At 64.6% G+C, this 19,904-nt stretch carries 16 protein-coding genes; 8 read left to right on the forward strand and 8 right to left on the reverse strand.

The features are described 5' to 3' along the window. Window positions 1-279: 279 nt before the first annotated feature. Complete coding sequence (mnmC, locus tag BVH06_RS16735) at window positions 280-2,238, reverse strand: bifunctional tRNA (5-methylaminomethyl-2-thiouridine)(34)-methyltransferase MnmD/FAD-dependent 5-carboxymethylaminomethyl-2-thiouridine(34) oxidoreductase MnmC (RefSeq protein ID WP_075934835.1); 1,959 nt, start codon at window positions 2,236-2,238, stop codon at window positions 280-282. Window positions 2,239-2,380: 142 nt separating this feature from the next. Between mnmC and pap the strand changes: the two genes are divergently transcribed. Further along, a complete protein-coding gene (gene pap, locus BVH06_RS16740) occupies window positions 2,381-3,874 on the forward strand; it encodes a polyphosphate:AMP phosphotransferase (protein WP_075934836.1) in 1,494 nt (497 codons plus the stop codon). Between the two features lie 280 nt (window positions 3,875-4,154). On the opposite strand, the gene BVH06_RS16745 is transcribed toward pap, so the two are convergent. Further along, a complete protein-coding gene (locus BVH06_RS16745; RefSeq protein ID WP_075930604.1) occupies window positions 4,155-4,556 on the reverse strand; it encodes a YbaN family protein in 402 nt (133 codons plus the stop codon). 16 nt (window positions 4,557-4,572) lie between these two features. After that, window positions 4,573-5,160 (reverse strand): YecA family protein, encoded by a 588-nt coding sequence (locus BVH06_RS16750; RefSeq protein WP_013791085.1) that lies wholly within the window; start codon window positions 5,158-5,160, stop codon window positions 4,573-4,575. A 220-nt stretch (window positions 5,161-5,380) separates the two neighbouring features. On the opposite strand from BVH06_RS16750, the gene recQ reads away from it, so the two are divergent. The 5 genes from recQ (at window position 5,381) to BVH06_RS16775 (ending at window position 13,122) form a co-directional block, all read left to right on the forward strand. Then, window positions 5,381-7,504 (forward strand): DNA helicase RecQ, encoded by a 2,124-nt coding sequence (gene recQ / locus BVH06_RS16755; protein ID WP_075934837.1) that lies wholly within the window; start codon window positions 5,381-5,383, stop codon window positions 7,502-7,504. Between the two features lie 110 nt (window positions 7,505-7,614). Continuing rightward, window positions 7,615-8,049: a MarR family transcriptional regulator gene (locus BVH06_RS16760; protein ID WP_074884872.1), complete on the forward strand. Its 435-nt coding sequence runs from the start codon at window positions 7,615-7,617 to the stop codon at window positions 8,047-8,049. Next, window positions 8,049-9,449, forward strand: a complete 1,401-nt coding sequence (locus BVH06_RS16765; RefSeq protein WP_075934838.1) for a DHA2 family efflux MFS transporter permease subunit — start codon at window positions 8,049-8,051, stop codon at window positions 9,447-9,449. The genes BVH06_RS16760 and BVH06_RS16765 overlap by 1 nt, the downstream gene beginning before the upstream one ends. Before the next feature lie 236 nt (window positions 9,450-9,685). Further along, window positions 9,686-11,797, forward strand: coding sequence for a FimV/HubP family polar landmark protein (locus tag BVH06_RS16770; protein ID WP_139315670.1), 2,112 nt, complete (start codon window positions 9,686-9,688; stop codon window positions 11,795-11,797). Between the two features lie 1,031 nt (window positions 11,798-12,828). Continuing rightward, window positions 12,829-13,122, forward strand: coding sequence for a SelT/SelW/SelH family protein (locus BVH06_RS16775; RefSeq protein ID WP_075930601.1), 294 nt, complete (start codon window positions 12,829-12,831; stop codon window positions 13,120-13,122). Between the two features lie 14 nt (window positions 13,123-13,136). Here the strand turns inward: BVH06_RS16775 and BVH06_RS16780 are convergent, their stop codons facing one another. Both BVH06_RS16780 and BVH06_RS16785 read right to left on the reverse strand, forming a co-directional pair. Next, the gene (locus tag BVH06_RS16780) at window positions 13,137-13,472 is read right to left on the reverse strand and encodes a tRNA-binding protein (RefSeq protein WP_075934839.1); all 336 of its coding nucleotides are present in this window, start codon (window positions 13,470-13,472) and stop codon (window positions 13,137-13,139) included. Between the two features lie 65 nt (window positions 13,473-13,537). Beyond that, window positions 13,538-14,296: an AraC family transcriptional regulator gene (locus tag BVH06_RS16785; protein WP_075934840.1), complete on the reverse strand. Its 759-nt coding sequence runs from the start codon at window positions 14,294-14,296 to the stop codon at window positions 13,538-13,540. Between the two features lie 165 nt (window positions 14,297-14,461). On the opposite strand from BVH06_RS16785, the gene BVH06_RS16790 reads away from it, so the two are divergent. Continuing rightward, the gene (locus BVH06_RS16790) at window positions 14,462-15,286 is read left to right on the forward strand and encodes a UDP-2,3-diacylglucosamine diphosphatase (protein WP_075934841.1); all 825 of its coding nucleotides are present in this window, start codon (window positions 14,462-14,464) and stop codon (window positions 15,284-15,286) included. Then, window positions 15,283-16,317: a glycosyltransferase family 1 protein gene (locus BVH06_RS16795; protein ID WP_075934842.1), complete on the forward strand. Its 1,035-nt coding sequence runs from the start codon at window positions 15,283-15,285 to the stop codon at window positions 16,315-16,317. The genes BVH06_RS16790 and BVH06_RS16795 overlap by 4 nt, the downstream gene beginning before the upstream one ends. 12 nt (window positions 16,318-16,329) lie before the next feature. Here BVH06_RS16795 and BVH06_RS16800 read toward each other — a convergent pair whose 3' ends face one another. The 3 genes from BVH06_RS16800 to BVH06_RS16810 form a co-directional block, all read right to left on the reverse strand. Next, a complete protein-coding gene (locus BVH06_RS16800) occupies window positions 16,330-17,718 on the reverse strand; it encodes an adenylate/guanylate cyclase domain-containing protein (RefSeq protein ID WP_075934843.1) in 1,389 nt (462 codons plus the stop codon). A gap of 177 nt (window positions 17,719-17,895) precedes the next feature. After that, window positions 17,896-18,213, reverse strand: a complete 318-nt coding sequence (locus tag BVH06_RS16805) for an Mpo1-like protein (protein ID WP_075934844.1) — start codon at window positions 18,211-18,213, stop codon at window positions 17,896-17,898. A 69-nt stretch (window positions 18,214-18,282) separates the two neighbouring features. After that, window positions 18,283-19,737, reverse strand: coding sequence for a TrkH family potassium uptake protein (locus tag BVH06_RS16810; RefSeq protein WP_075930594.1), 1,455 nt, complete (start codon window positions 19,735-19,737; stop codon window positions 18,283-18,285). Between the last annotated feature and the right edge of the window lie 167 nt (window positions 19,738-19,904).

A 19,904-nucleotide genomic window follows, 5' to 3' on the forward strand; every position in this document is an offset into this window, starting at 1 on the left:
CCGAAGGATTCCTTATCGGCGTTTGCGGTGAGTATGGGGTGGGGGAATTCTCCCACTGTCTGGCTTGTCGCTTGCAGAAGCCGCGCATGTCCCTCCACCCCCGACAGGTTCCTAGCCTAGAACATACAAGCCGCGACCCGCGGCGAATGGTGCTTGCGACGCCAGTTCCGCAGCGAGGCCGCAATCGCTTCGCGCCGGGTCGGCGCTCCCACGCGGACGGTGGTTTGCTCGCGATCATGGGGCGACCCGCGGCAACAGGACATGCCAGCTTATGCCAGCTCAACCCTTGCGAATCAACTGCCGCAGCATGAAACGATTGGGGTGGCAGCCTTCGGCGACGTCGATGGGTACTGGCAGCGGCTCGCCTTCCAGCCAGGCCGCAATCAGTTCGCCGGACAGCGGGGCGGTGATCAGGCCGCGGGAGCCGTGGCCGCTGTTGATGTATAGGCCTTGCTGCCACGGACAGGGGATCGGCGGCACCTGGCGGGCATCGCGGGCCAGCACGGCGTAGGCGGTGGCGAACTGCTCGGCGTCGGCCAGCGGCCCGATGATCGGCAGGTAATCCGGGCTGGTGCAGCGAAAGGCGGCGCGGCCCTGCAAGGTGGCCGGATCGAGGTTATCGGCGTCGAGGCGCTCGGCCAGGTCGCTGGAGATTTCCCGCAGCAGCCCCAGATTGCTGGCGTGCTCGGCGCTGCTTGGCGTGAGGTCGTCACTGTCGAAGTTGAAGCTGGCGCCCAGGGTGTGTTCGCCTTGGCGAACCGGCGCGACATAGCCTTCGGCGCACACCACGGTGCTCAGCCCGGAGCTGCGTGGTGACGCCGGCAACCGACTGATCTGCCCGCGGATGCGTTTGAGGGGCAAATGCGCACTTTGCTCGAAGCGCAGGGTATCCGCCGCGCTGCAGATCACCACCACTGGCGCTTCGGCCAATATCTCCCGGCCGCTCAGTGCCTGCCATTGCCCGTCGACATGCTCGAGCGCCAGGGCTTCCTGGTGGCACTGCAGGCGGATTGCGGGATGGTCGAGCAATTGCACGCAGAGCGCCGGCGGATGCACCCAGCCGGCATCGGGGTAGAACAAGCCGCCACTGGCCAGGCCGATGCCGGCCTGCAATTCGGCCTGCTGGCGGTCCAGCGAGCGCAGCAGTGTGGTCGGGAAGGCGGCGGCGAGCTTGGCCTGGCGCTGGGTTTCGCGCTCGTCGAAGGCCAGTTGCAGCACGCCGCAGTCGTCCCAATCCTGGCCTTTGTGCAGACGTTCGAGCAGCCGGCGGGTGTAGCCAAAGCCATCGACGATCAGTCGCGACAGCGCCGTGCCATGGGCGGACAGCTTGAGGTACAAGACGCCCTGGGGGTTGCCCGAGGCTTCCTGGGCCGCCGCCCCATGGCGCTCCAGCACGGTGACCTGCCAGCCGCGTGTGGCCAGGCTGGCAGCCGTGGCGCAGCCGGCCAGGCCAGCGCCTATCACCAGAGCGCGTCTTTCCTGGTGATGTTGAGTGGGACGCGCAAACCAGGGCTTGGCCTGATTGGAGGCCTGGCCGGTGAAGGCGCCGCACATCACTTCCCATTTCTTGCCGAGCCCGGGCACGCGCTTCATGGCGAAGCCCGCCGCGATCAGGCCCCGGCGCACGTAACCGGTGGCGGTGAAGGTGCCCAGGGTGGTGCCTGGCGCGCTCAATCTGGCCAGTTGCGCGAACAGCTCGGGCGTCCACATCTCGGGGTTTTTCGAGGGTGCGAAGCCGTCGAGAAACCAGGCATCGACGCGTGCATCGAGCTGCGGCAGCATGGCCAGTGCATCGCCGACAATCAGCGTCAGCACCACGCGGCCGTCATCGAACACCAGGCGCTGGAAGCCTGGGTTCAGGCAGCGATACGACTGGAGCAATTGCTGGCTGTAGCGCCTCAGGGCCGGCCATAACACCAGGGCGCGTTGCAGATCCGTCTCGCTGAGCGGGTGTTTCTCGACGCTGACGAAATGCAGGCGTGCGCCGGCGGGCGCCTGCTCATCGAACAGCTGCCAGGCGCAGAGGAAATTCATTGCGGTGCCAAAGCCCGTTTCGCCGACCACCAACTGCGCGCCCGGCTGCAGGGCGGCGAAGCGTCGCGGCAGGTCGTTGTTGTCCAGAAACACGTAGCGCGTCTCTTCCAGGCCGTTTTCCCGGGAAAAGTAGACGTCGTCGTACTGGCGCGAGGAGGGCAGGCCCTGTTCGTCCCAGTCGAGTTGTGCGTATTGGTCGGCCATGGTCGGGTGTCTGTAGCGAGCAGGGCGGCGATTCTAGCAGGGCGAGGGTGCGGTCGTGATGCTTCGGCTTGCTGCAGCGCGTCACTTGCGCTGGATGGTGATCGGCCCCTAGTCTGCATGCACCGTTCAGGAAGAGGTGCTTATGTTCGAGTCCGCCGAGATCGACCACGTCATCGACAAGGCCACGTTCGCCGCCGAAGAGCAGGTGCTGCGCGAGGCCTTGCTCGAAGTCCAGTACGCGCTGCGCGAGCAGGGCCGGCATGCGGTGATCATCCTGATCAATGGCATCGAGGGCGCGGGAAAGGGCGAGACGGTCAAGCTGCTCAACGAGTGGATGGACCCGCGCCTGATTCAGGTCAGCACCTTCGACCAACAAACCGACGAGGAGCTGGCCCGGCCGGCGGCCTGGCGCTACTGGCGACAACTGCCGCCAAAGGGGCGCATCGGCATTTTCTTCGGCAACTGGTACAGCCAGATGCTGCAGGGCCGGGTGCACGGCGACCTCAAGAAGGATCAGCTCAACGGCGCTATCGAGGGCGCGCTGGGCCTGGAGCAGATGCTCTGCAACGAAGGTACGCTGATCTTCAAGTTCTGGTTCCACCTGTCCAAGAAGCAGATGCTCAAGCGGCTCGAAACGCTGCAGGACGACCCGTTGCACAGCTGGCGCCTGAGCCCGTTGGACTGGCAGCAATCGAAGACCTATGACAAGTTCGTGCGCGCCGGCGAAGACGTGCTGCGCCGCACCAGTCGTGATTATTCGCCCTGGTACATCGTCGCCGGTGCCGATGCCAATTACCGCAGCCTGACGGTCGGGCGCATCCTGCTCGAAGGCCTGCAGGCGGCGCTGCGCGACAGCCCGGAGCGGGCACCGTTACCGCATGCCACACCGCTGATGACGCGCACCGACCAGCGCAGCCTGCTCGACAGCCTGGATATGCGCCTGAGCCTTGCCAAGGCCGACTACCGCGAACAGCTGGCGCGGGAGCAGGCGCGCCTGGCGCAGCTGATGCGCGACAAACGCATGCGCCGCCACGCGCTGGTTGCGGTGTTCGAGGGCAACGATGCGGCCGGCAAAGGCGGGGCGATTCGCCGTGTGGCGGCGGCGCTGGACCCGCGCCAGTACCGCATCGTGCCGGTCGCCGCGCCGACCGAGGAGGAGCGTGCGCAGCCCTATCTGTGGCGGTTCTGGCGGCACATTCCGGCGCGGGGCAAGTTCACGGTGTTCGATCGCTCTTGGTATGGCCGCGTGCTGGTGGAGCGGGTCGAGGGTTTCTGTGCGCCCGAGGACTGGCTACGCGCCTATGGCGAGATCAATGATTTCGAGGAGCAACTGAGCAACGCCGGCGTGGTGTTGGTGAAGTTCTGGCTGGCCATCGACGAGCAGACTCAGTTGCTGCGTTTTCGCGAGCGCGAGAACAATCCGGTCAAGCGCTTCAAGATCACCGAGGAAGATTGGCGCAACCGCGAGAAGTGGCCGCTGTACCGCGAAGCGGTTGGCGATATGGTCGACCGCACCAGTACCCGCCTGGCGCCCTGGACGCTGGTCGAGGCCAACGACAAGCAGTTCGCCCGGGTCAAGGTGCTGCGCACCATCAACGATGGGCTGGAAGCGGCGTTCGAAAAGGCCAGGCATTGATCTTTAGCGGGCGTAGGGTGGACGGATGCTTCATCCGTCCACCGCTTTATGATTGCAATGGTGGATGAAAAAGCGCCGGCTACGCGCCCCGATCTAACCTACGTCTACCATGATCGTGAGCAACCCACCGCCCGCGTAGGAGCGTCGCCCTCGGCGCGAAAAGATTGCGGCCTTGCTGCGAGATCGGCGTCGAGCACGCCATCCGCTGCGGGTCGCGGCTCCCATCACGATCGTGAGCAACCCAACGTCCGCTTAGGGACGCCGCGTCGGAGCGAACCGTTCAGCGGCGATCCGGCAGGGTCTTCTGCTTGAGGATGTACAGGCTGACCAGTACGGCACTGGTGAGCATGAACAGCCGTGCCCAGATCAGCGGCACCAGAACGCAGGAAATGCCGATGCTCAGCCACATCAGGCTGATGGCGTAGATCTTGGCCTTGCGCGGGATGCCTTCGCCGGCCAGGTAGTCGCGAATCCATGGCCCTAGCTGTGGGTGCTCGACCAGCCACAGGTAGAAGCGCTTGGAGCTGCGCATGAAGCACGCCGCAGCCAGCAGCAGGAAGGGCGTGGTGGGCAGCAGTGGCAGGAAGATACCGAGCACGCCCAGCGCCACGCTCAGCCAGCCGATGGTCAGCAGGCAGTAGCGCAGCAGTGGATTGCGGGTCTCGAAGGGTTCGCGCGCCATGACGATGGCGGCGCTGTTAGTGGTGGCGGGGCTTGAGCAGCGCCGGCTTCTCGTCGGGGGCGTTGCACAGCAGGAACAGGGCGGTCAGCAACTCGGGGATCTGATCGACCATGCTGTCGACCAGGTCGCGGTCACGGGCGATCTCGGCGAATTCCGGCTGCTCGTCGAACAGGCCCGAACCGACCATGATCGGCAGCAGCAGCTCGCTGACTTCGTCTTCGGCGTCGTCGAACCACACGCTTTCGCGCAGGAACACGCCTTCCATGAAGCCGATGCACCAGCCGCGCAGGTCGGAGTCGTCCGGCTCGTCGCCCAGGTCCAGGTCGCACGGCACTTCCGGCTCGTCGTCGCTGGCCAGCTGACGGGCGATATGGGCCTGCAGCTGGATCAGGGTGGCTTCGATTTCGTCACGCTCCTCGTCACTGCGGTAGTGCGGTGGCTCGGAGAACAGAGCATCGATCCACTCGCGCGGCTCGATCTTTTCCGGGCAGATGGACAGCGCCGTCAGGTAGCCATGGGCGGCGACATAGTCCAGAGCCTCTTCATGCAGGTCATCGGCATCGAGAAAGGCTTGCAGACGGGACAGTTGCTCGGCGAAGGACATCAGTGGCTACCTTGAGGAAGAAGTAAACGAGGCTGGATTCTAGCAGGCTGCTGAAAAACTATCTGCGTTGCCGCGCCCTAAACAGGCTGGCTTGGGTTTTTCAACGAGCTTGCAAGTGCAGACCGGCTCAAGCGGCCAGAGTTGCAGGTAAAGAAAGGCTTCAAGGACGCACCTGGCGGCACAGGTGCGTATAATGCGTCGCTTGATTCGGAGACCCTACATGCTCGAGCAGGCGCAACGCATCCTCAAAGACGTATTCGGCTATGACAGCTTCCGGGGTCGCCAGGGTGCGATCATCGAGCGCGTGGCCAGCGGCGGCGATGCGTTGGTACTGATGCCCACCGGCGGCGGCAAGTCGCTGTGTTTCCAGGTTCCGGCGCTGCTGCGTGAGGGGCTGGCGGTGGTGGTCTCGCCGCTGATCGCGTTGATGGACGATCAGGTGGCCACCCTGGAAGAGCTGGGCGTGGCGGCCGTGGCGCTGAACTCGACGCTCGAGGCCGAACAGCAGCGCGACATCGCCGCGCGCATCCGTCGCGGCGAGATCAAGATGCTCTATCTCGCACCGGAGCGCCTGGTGCAGCCGCGCATGCTGGATTTCCTGCAGCAGCTGCAGATCGCCCTGTTCGCCATCGACGAAGCCCACTGCGTGTCGCAATGGGGCCATGATTTCCGCCCCGAGTACCTGCAACTGGGTCAACTGGCCGAGCTGTTTCCCGAGGTGCCGCGCATCGCCCTGACCGCGACCGCGGACATGCGCACCCGCGAGGAAATCGTCAATCGCCTGCACCTGCAGAACGCCGAGCGCTTTCTGTCAAGCTTCGACCGCCCCAACATCTTCTACCGCATCGTGCCCAAGGAGCAGCCACGCAAGCAGTTGCTGGCGTTCCTGGCGGCACGCAAGGGCGATGCCGGCATCGTCTATTGCCTGTCACGCAAGAAGGTCGAGGAAGTGGCGAGTTTCCTGACCGAGCAGGGCTTCCCGGCGTTGCCATATCACGCCGGCCTGCCGGCCGAGTTGCGGGCCTTCAACCAGAAGCGCTTTCTCAACGAGGAAGGCCTGATCATGGTGGCGACCATCGCCTTTGGCATGGGCATCGACAAGCCCAACGTGCGCTTCGTCGCGCACCTGGATTTGCCCAAGTCCCTGGAAGCCTACTATCAGGAAACCGGTCGCGCCGGGCGCGACGGTTTGCCGGCCGATGCCTGGATGGCCTACGGCCTGCAGGACATGATCTTCCTCAAGCAGATGCTCGCCAATTCCGAAGGCGACGAGCGCCACAAACGTGTGGAGCAGCACAAACTCGACGCCATGCTGGCGCTGTGTGAAGAAACCCGCTGTCGCCGCCAGGTGCTGCTGGCCTATTTCGATGAAGAACTGCCGCAGCCTTGTGGGCACTGCGACAACTGCACCGACGGCGTACAGACCTGGGACGCCACCGAACCCGCCCGCCAGGCGCTGTCGGCGATCTATCGCAGTGGCCAGCGTTATGGCGTTGGCCATCTGGTGGACATCCTGCTGGGCCGCGACAACGAAAAGATGCGCGGCCTCGGTCATCAACACCTGTCGGTCTTCGGCGTGGGCAGCGCGCTCAGCGAAGGCGAATGGCGTTCGCTGTTCCGCCAATTGGTCGCCCGCGGCTTGGCGGATGTCGACCTCGAAGGCTTTGGCGGCTTGCGGCTTTCCGACAGCTGCCGTCCGCTGCTGCGCGGTGAAGTGACCCTGCAACTGCGTCGCGACCTCAAGCCTCAGCAGAGCGCCAAGGCATCCGGCAGCGCCGCACGGCAGCTGGTGCGTGGAGACGAGCGCGAGCAGTGGGAAGCGCTGCGTGCCCTGCGCAAGCGTTTGGCCGAAGAGCACGCAGTGCCGCCTTATGTGATCTTCCCCGATGCCACGTTGCTGGAAATGCTGCGCAGCAAGCCGACCACCATGGCCGAGATGGCCCGCGTCAGCGGTGTCGGTGCGCGCAAGCTCGAGCGTTACGGCGAGGCCTTCCTGGAAGTGCTGGCCGGCGCCGACACGCCGGCGCCGGTAGTCGACCTGCGCCATGAGCTGGTCAGCCTGGCCCGCGCCGGCATGACGCCGAGCCAGATCGCCTCCCAATTGGGCTGTAGCCCGAAAAGCGCCTACGCGATGCTCGCCGAAGCCATCGCCGCGCAGCAGATTTCCCTGCAGCAGGCCCTCGATCTGCCTGAGGAGCTGCTGGGTGAAATCCAGGATGCGTTCCTCGATGGAGAGGGCGAGTTACCGTCGGTCGCCGAGGTCAGCCCGCTTTTCGCCGGTCGCCTGGAAGAGGGCGTGCTGCACTGCGTGCGCGCCGCGCTGCAGGCCGAGTTCGAGGCCTGATCGAATAGGCGACAGGGGTGTGCCTGGTTACGACGGCAACCTTGCTCTCTGCCAAAAGCTATGGTTAGCTCGCTAATAATTAGTTTTTGATAATTCCAAGAGCGGCCTCCATGTCCCCATCCGAACCCCATCGTTTCGCCATGCAGGTGGCGCAATTGTCCCGCGCCTGGCGCGCAGAACTCGACCGTCGCCTCGCCGGGCTGGGTCTTTCCCAGGCCCGCTGGCTGGTGCTGTTGCATATTGGTCGCTTCGCCGAGCTGCCGACCCAGCGTGAACTGGCGCAGAGCGTCGGGGTGGAAGGGCCGACGCTGGCCCGGCTGCTCGACAGCCTGGAGGCCCAGGGCCTGGTGGTGCGCCATGCAGTACCGGAAGATCGCCGCGCCAAGAAAATCGCCCTGTGTCCGCCCGCCAAGCCGCTGATCGAGAAGATCGAGGCGATTTCCACGCAATTGCGCGAGGAGCTGTTCGCCGGCATCGATCAGGAAGACCTGCGCCGTTGCCAGCAGGTGCACGCACGCATTCTGGGTAACCTGGAGCGGCGTTGATGCAGGACCTGTCTCTGCTGCAGAGACGCTACGGGCCGCGCTATCCGACTTACCTGCTGATCGTGCTGATGCTCGGCAGCATGGCGATGATTCTGGCTTCGACCAGCGTCAACGTCGCGCTGCCGGCGATCATGGCCGACTTTCGCATCGGCCGCCCCGTGGCCCAGTGGCTGTCCACCGGCTTTCTCGCCTCGATGACCTCCGGGCTGCTGCTGTCAGCCTGGGCCCAGGCGCGTTTTGGCGCCAGGGCCACGGCGCAGGCCGGCCTGGCGGTATTCATCGTCACCTCACTGCTCGCCCTGGTCGCCAGCGCGGCCTGGCAATTGATCACTTTGCGCATCATCCAGGGCTTGTGCGCCGGCATCGTCCAGCCGCTGGCCATGGTACTGATCTTCAGGGTATTCGCCGGCGGCGGTCGCGGCGCTGCCCTGGGTGCCTACGGGCTGGGCGTGATGATCGCGCCCACGCTGGGGCCGACCATCGGTGGTTACCTGGTCGATATCTTCGGCTGGTACGCGGTGTTCTGGCTGCCCTTGCCGATGTGCTTCCTGGCCATGCTGGCCGGCCTGTTCCTGATGCCCAGCGAGCGCCAGCGCGACACGCCGTTTCTCGACCTGTGGGCCTTCGTGCTGCTCAATGTCGGGTTGTTCGCCACCCTCGGCGCCTTGGCCGAGGCCCAACGTTTCCCCTGGGCCGAGCCACGCGTATGGGCGCCGGGCGTGACCGGAGTGGCGGCCATCGCCGGATTTCTGTGGCGTAGCCGCTTCAGCAGCCAGCCCTTGCTGCCGCTGGCGCTGTGGCGGCACGTCGGCTTTCGCAAGGCCAGCTGGGTGGCGCTGGCACTGGGTATGGGCCTGTACGGCACCACCTACATCATTCCGCTGCACGTGCAGGCCATCGAGGGCTACAGTGCGGGCTGGGCAGGCCTGCTGCTGTTGCCGACCGGCATCGTGATGGGCATTGCCTCGTTCATGGGCGGGCGCCTGAGCGATCACCTGTCGACGGACGTGCTGCTGGTCTCGGGCCTGCTCGCGCTGGTGGTGTCGTCGATCGGTCTTGGCTGGCTGGAACCTGGGGCCTCTTTCGTCGTGCTGTGCTTCTGGGCCTGTGTCGGGCGGATCGGCCTCGGCATTCTGCTGCCGGCGCTGACCACCGGCGCCTTGGACGCGCTCGACCGTGAGCAGGTGCCCCATGGCGCAGGTGCCATCACCTTCGTGCGGCAGCTCGGCGGGGCATTCGGTGTGAATCTTCTAACGTTTTTCCTGGAGTGGCGGCATCGCCAGGAGGGCGGTGATTTCCCTGCCGAGGTGGCGGCATTCCAGCAGAGTTTCTGGCTGATGGGCGCGCTGTTCGCGTTGACGATACTCGCGGCATGGCGCCTGAGGCCGTCACAAGGTTGACGGCCATCACATAACTAGCCGTATTTCTGGCTTTTTGCGTATGATGGCCAGATGCTCGACCGATATGAGTTGAACGGGCCGAGAAACTCGCAAGTCTTTGAATTATGACCATACTCACTACTCGGTGGGACAAGGAGCGTTTGCCGAGGCAGCGCTATGCACGCCGCACCTTGCAGAATCGTCGGCCCGGTTAGAGCCGCTGCAACTGTTTTCGAGCGGAGTTATCGGGAGCTTTTATGACTCATGTTCGTCATCTGCTAATCGGCCTGGCATCGAGCTCGGCGTTCTATTCGGGGCTGGCGCCTGCGCTGGGGCTGGGTGAGATCACCCTGCATTCGGCACTCAACCAGCCACTGAACGCTGAAATCCAGTTGCTGGCGGTGGGCGACGACATGACCACCTCGGATATCAAGGTGGCGTTGGCGCCAGCCGATGCCTTCAACCGTGCCGGCGTCGACCGCGTTTATTTCCTCAACGATTTGCGTTTCAGCCCCTTGCTGCGTGGCGGTAAGAGTGTCGTGCGGGTGGTGTCCAACCAGCCGGTGCGCGAGCCCTACCTGAACTTCATCGTCGAGCTGAAGCGCCCCGGTGGGCAGTTGCTGCGCGAATACACGGTGCTGCTCGATCCGCCGTCTTCGTCCGCTTACAGCAGCCAGGCCGCGCCGGTGGGCGATCAGCAGTTCACGTCCTACGCGCCACCACGCCGCACGCCGATCGCCAGCCGCGGTGAGCGTTACCAGGTGGCTAGCGGCGAAAGCCTGTGGACCATCGCTTCCAAGCTGCGCGTCGATGGCGACAAGTCGTCGTTGCAGGACCTGATGCTCGACATCCACGCGCTCAACCCTGATGCGTTCAGCAACGGTGATATCCATCGCCTGCGCGCTGGCGCTTCACTGCTGCTGCCCGATCACGCACGCGTGGCCGAGGCCGCGCCGGCTCAGCCTGCCGACGCCGCGCCTGCGCAGCCGGCCGCACCGGCGCAGATCATCCCCGACACCGCTCCCCAGCAGCCTGCCGAACCGCAGGTCGAGGTGCTGGCGCAGATTCGTCGTGTCGAGGAGGAGGTCGCCAACCGCACCGCCGAGAACCTGCAACTGCAGCAGGATCTGTTGACCGTGCAGAACCAGTTGAAGGACATGATGACGCGCATGGACGCGCGTGATCAGCAGATCGCCCAGTTGCTCGAACAACTGGCCCAGCGCCCGGCAGCCGCGCCGGTCGCACCCGCTGAGCCAGCGCCACAAGCCGCCGCGCCAAGTGCTGCCGCGCAGCCCGCGCCGGCACCGGCCACCGCTGCAGCGCAGCCGGCTCAGACAGAGGGATTCTGGAGCCTTTGGAACATCCTGATGGCTGCCCTGTTGGGGTTGCTGGCGCTGCTGCTGGTGTTGTTCAAGCGCAAGCGCAAACCCGATCCGCAGGCCATCGCCGAGCCGGTAGTCGTCGTGCCGCCGGTGGTACAGGCATCTGTAGCCGAGCCCGTCGAGCCAGTCGTCGTACCGCGCGCCGCGGAGGTGGATGTACCGCCGCCGGTGCGAGCGCCGATCGCGCCACGCACCGACACCAGCTCCACCGATCCGCTGGACGCTGCCAATATCTACCTGGCCTACGGCCGTCTGGGCGAGGCGGTATCGGTGCTGCGTCAGGCGTCCCAGGCCAATCCGCAACGCCTGGATATCGGCTTCCGTCTGCTTGAGGTGTTGGCGCAGAAGGGCAATGTCGCCGCCTTTGCCGAAGAAGAAATGCGCTTGCGTCAGGCTGGCTTCGACGGTGCCCGTATCGATGCGCTCAAGACGGGCTACCCGGCGCTGTTCGCCCAGCCGGCCGATGAGCTTGAGCCGCTCGAGTCGCTCGGGCCGCTGGAAGATCTGACCCTGGATCTGGACGAGGTGCCCGCGCCAGCGCCCCAGCAAAAGCCCCAGGAGGACGACTTCCAGCTCAACCTCGACGACCTGTCGCTGGATGCCGACTGGGATCTGGTGAACCCCTTCGAAAACGCCTCGCGCAAGAAGCGCCCTGGTGCCGAAGCGGATACGCCGACGGTGCCCGAGGAAACGCCAGAGGATATCTTCGGCCATGACGTTCACAGCCCGTTCGCCGGCACCATGCTGGTCGAGGAGGAAGGGCCGCAGGAGCAATGGCTGGAACTGGATGAGCTGCCAGCGGAATCGTCCGAGGACGCCGAGCGCTTCGTCACCAATCACCAGAACCTCACCAAGCTCAACCTGGCGATGGCCTATATCGAACAGGATGACCTGGAAGCCGCCTGTGACATCCTCAACGAGGTGATCAACGAAGGCGACGAGGAAGAGAAGCAGGAAGCCCGCGAGTTGCTCGCGCGTATTGCGTAGAGGCGCCGATTGCAGCCTTATCGCGACTACGATGTTGCGCCCACTCTTCGCCGTGGCTCGCGGCTCCTAAGCGATCGCGTGCAACCCAACACTCACGTAGGAGCGCCGCCCCGGCGCGAAGCGATTGCAGCCTTGCCGCGAATACGGCATTGCGCTCACCATTCGCCGCGGGTCGCGGCTCCTACAGGATCGCGTGCAACCCAATACTCTGTAGGAGCGCCGCCCCGGCGCGAAGCGATTGCAGCCTTGCCGCGAATACGGCATTGCGCTCACCATTCGCCGCGGGTCGGGGCTCCTACGCGATCGCGTGCAATCCAGCACTCATGTAGGAGCGCCGACCTCGGCGCGAAGCGATTGCAGCTTTGCGGCGGTTACGGCATTGCGCCCACCATTCGCCGCGGGTCGCGGCTCCTACAGGATCGCGTGCAATCCAGCACTCATGTAGGAGCGCCGACCTCGGCGCGAAGCGATTGCGGCCTTGCCGCGAATACGGCATTGCGCTCACCATTCGCCGCGGGTCGCGGCTCCTACAGGATCGCGTGCAACCGAATACTCTGTAGGAGCGCCGCCCCGGCGCGAAGCGACTGCAGCTTTGCCGCGGTTACGGCATTGCGCCCACCATTCGCCGCGGGTCGCGGCTCCTACAGGATCGCGTGCAACCCAACACTCACGTAGGAGCGCCGCCCCGGCGTGAAGCGATTGCAGCCTTGCCGCGAATACGGCATTGCGCTCACCATTCGCCGCGGGTCGCGGCTCCTACGCGATCGCGTGCAACCCAATACTCTGTAGGAGCGCCGACCTCGGCGCGAAGCGATTGCAGCTTTGCGGCGGTTACGGCATTGCGCCCACCATTCGCCGCGGGTCGCGGCTCCTACGCGATCGCGTGCAATCCAGCACTCATGTAGGAGCGCCGACCTCGGCGCGAAGCGATTGCGGCCTCACCGCAATGACGGCATGCGCGCCGCTATCCTCCGCGCACAAGACAATGCTCTTCGGCGCTAAGATGGCCGCATTAGCTGCGGAGACGATTGATGACACCTGATAAAGCGGAAGTAACCATCACCTACTGCACCCAGTGCCAATGGCTGCTTCGCGCTGCCTGGCTGGCTCAGGAGCTGCTTTCCACTTTCGCCGATGACCTGGCCAGGGTCAGCCTGGAGCCGGCCACCGGCGGTACGTTCCGCATTCAGTGCAACGGCGTTGAGATCTGGGAGCGCAAGGCTGACGGTGGTTTCCCCGAGGCCAAGGTGCTCAAGCAGCGGGTGCGCGATCAGATCGATCCGGCCCGCGACCTGGGCCATAACGATCGCCCGGCTGGTAGCTGAAACCGACCAGCGCGTCAGGCCAGGCGTGCGCCGTTGGGCAATGGCTTGTCGAAGCTGGCCAGCACCACCTTGCCGTCGCTGTCATAAACACCCGTGACCAGTACGTCGGAACGCACTCCGGCAACACGCTTGGGTGCGAAATTGCACACGCACAGCACTTGGCGCCCCACCAGCTCGTCGGCGCGGTAATGGGCGGTCAGCTGTGCGCTGGAGGTGCGGATGCCCAATTCGCCGAGGTCGACCTGCAGCATATAGGCAGGCTTGGTTGCTTTGGCGTTGGGTGCCGCGCTGATTACGGTGCCGACGCGTAGTTCGACGCGCTCGAAGTCCTGCCACTCGATGATCTGCATGATGCGCTCCTGTTTTGATCGCACTTTAGCGTGCTGGCTCGGGAGGCGCTGTCGCGGGACTGGCGTTAATCGTCGCCAGAGTGGCGTTCACGCAGCGCCCTCGGCGTTTCACCGAATTGCCGGGAGAGGGCAGCAGTGAAAGCGCTCTGCGAGGTATAGCCGACCCGGGCGGCGATCTCGCCGACGCTCAGGCGGCTGTTGTGCAGCAGTTGGCGGCCCAGGCGCAGGCGTTTGTCACGCACGTAGGCCATGGGCGTGAGCCCGGTCTCGTCGAGAAAACGGTGGTGGAAGCGTGCTGCCGAAAGCCCGGTCAGGCCGGCCAGGTCCGCCACCTGGATGGGGTGAGCCGCGTGCCGTTCGATGTAGGCGTTCAGCGCGCTCAATGGCAGACCCGGGCTTGGGCGCAGTTGCGCCTGGGTATTGAGGCTGGCCAGCAGCAGGATGGCGCCTTGGCGAGCGATCAGCGGATCATCCACCGCGCTGGCTGCCAGCCAGTTGACCAGGCCGCTTTGCGCAGCCGAAAGCTCGACTTTTCGCGGCTTCTCCAGGAGGCGGTGGCTGGCGTCGACATGGTCACCCAGGTGCCGCTCCAGCCAGTCACCGGCTGGAACGTCGAGGACCAGGCATTCGCTGCCGTTGCGGCTTTCGCAGGCGTGGCGTGCATCAGCCGGCACCACGGCCAAGGTTTGCCGGCTGACGCGAGTGCCCATGCCCGCAACCTCGAACTGCAGGTGGCCGCTCAGGCCGAACACCAACTGGGCGTGCCCATGTTCGTGACAGAGGATGTCCTGATGGTAATGGCGAACTGACAAAAGCGCTGACATGGCGTGTTCCTCGAGCAGTGGAGCCAGTTTACGCCGTGGCTGACGCTTTGCGCGCACGGGTTAGTGGGGGAGCGGAGTACGGTCGTCATCGAATTGCCATGCTGCGTTCACAATCAGTTCACCGCGCTCGCGCAAGCTCGGCCAAAATCTGCCGGAGACCGCCCGATGAGCATCGAACCCCTGGTAAGACAGAGCCGCAAGCAACGCGTACGTACGCTGTGGATCTCCGACGTGCACCTGGGCACGCGCGACAGCCAGGCCGAACACCTGGCGGCTTTTCTCAAACGCTATCAGGCCGAGCGGATCTATCTGGTGGGCGACATCATCGATGGCTGGAAGCTGCGCGGCGGTATCTATTGGCCCCAGGCGCACACCAACGTGATTCGCCGCCTGCTGACCATGAGCAAGCGCGGCACCGAGGTCATCTATGTCACCGGCAACCACGACGAATTTCTGCGCCGTTACTCGAAGCTGCTGCTGGGCAACATCCAGCTGGTCGACGAAGCCGAGCACGTGACTGCCGATGGCCGCAAGCTGCTGGTCATTCATGGCGACCAGTTCGACGTGATTACCCGCTATCACCGCTGGCTGGCATTTCTCGGTGACTCGGCGTACACGGTGACCCTGGTGCTCAACCGCTGGCTCAACCATTGGCGGCGCCGTTACGGCTATGGCTACTGGTCACTGTCGGCTTACCTCAAGCACAAGGTGAAGACGGCGGTGAACTTCATCAGCGATTTCGAGGAGGCGATCACCCACGAGTGCGCGCGGCGGGGCTTCAACGGCGTGGTATGCGGGCATATCCACCACGCCGAGATCCGCAAGCTGGGCGAGGTCGAATACCTCAATTGTGGCGACTGGGTCGAGTCCTGTACGGCGCTGATCGAGCACCCGGACGGCCGCATCGAGCTCTATCGGCTGGCCGAGGAGCAGCAGCGTCTGGCGCAGATGCAGGCCGACAAGGTGGCGGTCATCGAGCCGGCGGCATGAGGCTGCTGATCGTCAGCGACGCCTGGGCGCCCCAGGTCAATGGTGTGGTCACCAGCCTATTGGCATTGGTTGACGAGCTACGCGCCATGGGGCATCAGGTCGAGGTGCTGTCGCCGCTGACCTTTCGCTGCATACCATGCCCGAGTTATGGGGAAATCCCCCTGGCCTGGAATCTGTGGCGCGTCGGCCCGGCCATCGAGGCTTTCGCGCCGGACTGCGTGCATCTGGCGACCGAAGGCCCGTTGGGCTGGGCCGCCAGGCGTTGGTTGCTACGCCGTGGCCTGGCGTTTTCCAGCGCGGTGCACACGCGCTTTCCCGAATACCTGACGGCGCGCTGCAGCTGGATCGGGCTGGGAGTGGGCTATGCCTGTTTGCGGCTGTTCCACCGGCATAGCCAGGCGGTGCTGGTCAGTACCGAGCGCCTGCGCACCGGGTTGGCCGGGCGCGGGCTCAGGCGTCTGGTGCTGTGGCGCAAGGGCGTGGACACGCGGCGTTTCGCACCCAGACCGGGAACCGCTGCACCGGTGAGTGCGGTCTTTCTTTATGTCGGGCGTATCGCGCCGGAGAAAAACCTGCAGGCGTTTCTCGACCTGCAATTGCCAGGTGAGAAGTGGGTGGTGGGTGATGGCCCGCAACGCCCGATGCTGGAGCAGGCCTATCCGGGGGTAAAATTCTTCGGCTATCAGCATGGTGAGGCACTTGCCGATTTCTACCGGCGTGCCAGTGTGCTGGTGTTTCCGTCGCTAACCGACACCTACGGCTTGGTGATGCTCGAAGCCCAGGCCTGCGGCACGCCGGTGGCGGCCTTTGCCGTGGCCGGGCCGCTGGATGTGGTGGTGCCGGGTGTCACCGGCGTGGTTGGCGAGGATTTGCGTGATGCTTGCCTGGCGGCACTGGAGCTGGATCGCGCACGTTGCGCCGAGGAGGCGGGGCGCCAATCGTGGAGGGCTTCGGCTGTGGAGTTTCTCGCCAGCCAGCCGCTGCTCAACGGCACCCCGGCGAAACTGACGACGGTGGCGCGCAGTTGCTGAGCGCCGCTCGCGTCACATGATGATCTTGTCGCGCAGCTTCTCGGCGGCCTTTTCCAGGGCCTCGATGACCCGGTCCTTGTCGAAGTTCTGGATGCCGTTGGTATCCAGGTACATGGAGAAACCAGGCAACTCGTGCTCCATGTAGCTGGAACTGGCGCCCAGGTCACGGCGGAAGTCCACCACCTGATAGATCTGCACCGGGCGGGTGAAGCCCTTGACGTTGATCTGGCCCTTGTCGCGGCACATGATCACGTCCTTGACCAGCGAATAGGTCTCGTGGGAGATCAGGATCTCGCCGGCTTCGGCGGCGCTTTCCAGGCGGCTGGCGAGGTTCACGTCGCGGCCGATGATGGTGTAGTCCATGCGCGTATCGGCGCCGAAGTTGCCCACCGTGCAATAACCGGTGTTGAGGCCCATGCGGATCTCCAGCGGCTTGGTGATGCCCTGGGCGCGCCAGTGCTGGCGCAGCACCTTCATGTGCTTGCGCATGGCGATGGCCATGGACACCGCGGCCATGGCGTCCTTCTTGGCGCCCTGGCTGCTCGGGTCACCGAAGAACACCATCACGCTGTCGCCGATGAACTTGTCGATGGTGCCGCCGAACTTCATGCAGATCTTCGACATCTCGTTGAGATAGGTGTTGAGCAGGTCGGTGAGTGCCTCGGCTTCCAGCTCTTCGGACAGCTCGGTGAAGCCGCGAATGTCGGAGAAGAACACCGTGAGCTTCTTGCGCTGGGTTTCCAGGCGCACGTGTTTCTTGCCGCTGAAGATCGACTCCCACACCTGGGGTGACAGGTACTTGGCCAGGCTCCTGGCGAGGCGCGCGGCCTTTTCCTGCTCGCCCTTGATCTGGTTGCGCACCTGCGCGAGGCGGATGCCCTGCTGGTGCACGAAGTAGGCGGAAATGCAGATGTAGAGCGTGGTGAACGCGATGCTCACCAGTGCCACCAGCGCCGGCGTTTCCGGCGCTACGTGCAGCTCGGTGAGCGAGGCGGTGAGCAGGGTGCCGCTGAACGCGACCAGCAACGCCAGGCCCATGTCGCGCAAGCCACCGACGATCAGCGTGCTGAAGCTCAGGGTCAGCAGGAACATCAGGCTGGGCACCACGGAGAAGCCCAGCAGCGCGGCGAACGCACCGCAGTGAAGGGCGTCGACGAACAGCAGGGTCATCAGGGTGCGGTGCCGATGGTCGTCACGAAAGCGCTTGCTCAGCCAGTGCGCCAGATGGGGGTAGAGCAGGGCGTAGGGCACGATCCACAGCAGGTTGTGGCTGAATACCTGCACGTAGGTGCCGGCCGCGACGCTGGCGGCCACGGCGAGATAGGCCAGCACCCGTGAATAGTATTCGCGGGTGAGCAGCGACGGCAGGCCGTTCGGAACGACGGGAAGAGTGATATTCATGCGCTAACGGCGACCCCTGCTGAAAGTCCGACTGCATGACCGATCGCCAGGCTGCAAGCGGCGTGCGGACGGGGCCAGCGGAAAGTTGGGATCATATACGCTGCCAGGCCGGTCGGCAAAGGCGCAATGCCCTGACGCCACGAATCGCAGCGTGCAGAGATCGCGCCTGGCGGCTACTCAGAAACGAATGCGTCCGGTGAGCATGTCCTTGAGCATCACCCAGTCGCCCATCAGCGAGTACAGCGGGTACTCAAAGGTGGCGGGGCGATTGCGTTCGAAGGCGAAGTGGCCGACCCAGGCGAAACCATAGCCAATCACCGGCAGAGCCAGCAGCCACAGCCATTGCCCACTGATCAGCGCATAGCCGAGCACCACCAGCACCAGCAGGCTGCCGACATAATGCAGGCGCCGGCAGGTCGGGTGGCGGTGCTCTTCCAGGTAGTAGGGATAGAACTCGGTGAAGGAGTTGAAACGCTCACTGGGCTGGCTGCTCATGGGCGGCTTCCTGTTGTTGTTATGTCAGGAGAGTTTAGGCCGATTCCGGATCGTCTGCAGTGGCCGGGATCAGTGGCGCCAGAATGCCGGCATCAGCAGCACCAGCACGGTGAGAATTTCCAGGCGACCCATCAGCATGCCCAGGGTAAGCAGCCACTTGGCCATGTCCGGCAGGCTGGCGTAGGTGCCGGCCGGGCCGATGATCGGGCCCATGCCCGGGCCGACGCCGGCGACGGTGCTGGCGGCGCCGCTCAGGGCGGTGATCCAGTCCAGGCCGCAGAGGGTCAGGGCCAGGGCCAGCACGGCGATGATGATGGTGAAGAAGAACGAGAAGGTCAGGATCGAGCGAACGATGTCTTCGTCCAGGCGATGGCGGTTGTACTGCTGCTTGATCACTGCGCGCGGGTGCACCAGTTGCATCAGGTTGGCCTTGAGCAGGATGTAGGCGACCTGGAATCGGAAGATCTTCAGGCCGCCGGCCGTGGAGCCCGAGCAGCCGCCGATGAAGCCCAGATAGAAGAACAGCATCCCGGCGAAACCGCCCCACAGCGAGTAGTCGCCCAGGGCGAAGCCGGTGGTGGTCATCACCGAGGTGGCGTTCACGGCGACGTGGCGCAGGGCATCGAGCCAGTGCAGGTCGGTGGTGAAGTAATACCAGGTCCCCATACACAGCCAGACGCTCAGCAAGATGCCGAGAAAACCGCGCACCTGCTGGTCGCCCAGCACGGCGCCGTAGTTGCCGCGCAGGGTCGAGACGTAGAGCACGAAGGGCAGGCTGCCGAGAATCATCAGCACCACGGCGACCCAGTGCACGGCCGGCTGCGTCCATTTGGCCAGGGACAGGTCCGAGGTGGAGAAACCACCCGTGGAAATCGCCGACATGCTGTGATTGATCGCGTCGAAGAAACTCATGCCGGCCAGCCAGAAGGCCAGGCAGCCGAGCAGGCTGATGCCGAAGTAGGCTACCGCCATGTACTTGGCGACCATGTGCGAGCGCGGCATGACCTTGTCGGAGCGGTCCGAGGATTCGGTCTGGAACAGGCGCATGCCACCGATGCGCAGCATGGGCAGAATCGCCACCGCCATGGCGATGAAGCCGATGCCGCCGAGCCAGTGCAGCATCGAGCGCCAGATCAGGATGCCCGGCGACATGCTGTCCAGGCCGATCAGTACCGTGGCGCCGGTGGCGGTGATGCCCGACATGCTTTCGAAGAACGCGTCGGTGTAGCTCATGTGCTGGGTGAACATGAACGGCAGGGCGGCGAAGATGCACACCATCAGCCAGCTCGACACCGTCAGCAGGTACATGTCTCGCGGGCGCAGATGCACGTCCTGGGGCTTGCCGCGGGCGATCATGGACAGCCCGGCGATGAAGGTGACCAGGCTCGACCAGGCGAAGGGGCTCACTTCCGCGGCGCGGTCGAAGATGAACAGCGTGAACATCGGGCCGATCATGCCAATGGCCAGGGTGATCAGGAAAATGCCATTGATGAACGCGATGAGTCGTAGGGTCGGCCAGGCCATCGGTGTTATCCGCGAAAAAGTGGCGCCATTCTACCTGTGCCGGCATTGCTGTAAACCTGCCCATACGGCCCGTCTTCAGGCGCTTGCAGGCCTCTTTACAAGTGGCTTGCAGTGCATAGAATACGCCGCCAGGTGCCGGCCCTTGCCGGTTTCTGAGCCCTCTGATC

It is taken from the genome of Pseudomonas sp. PA27(2017) (assembly GCF_001945445.1).
In the GTDB taxonomy this organism is placed as follows: Bacteria; Pseudomonadota; Gammaproteobacteria; order Pseudomonadales; family Pseudomonadaceae; genus Aquipseudomonas.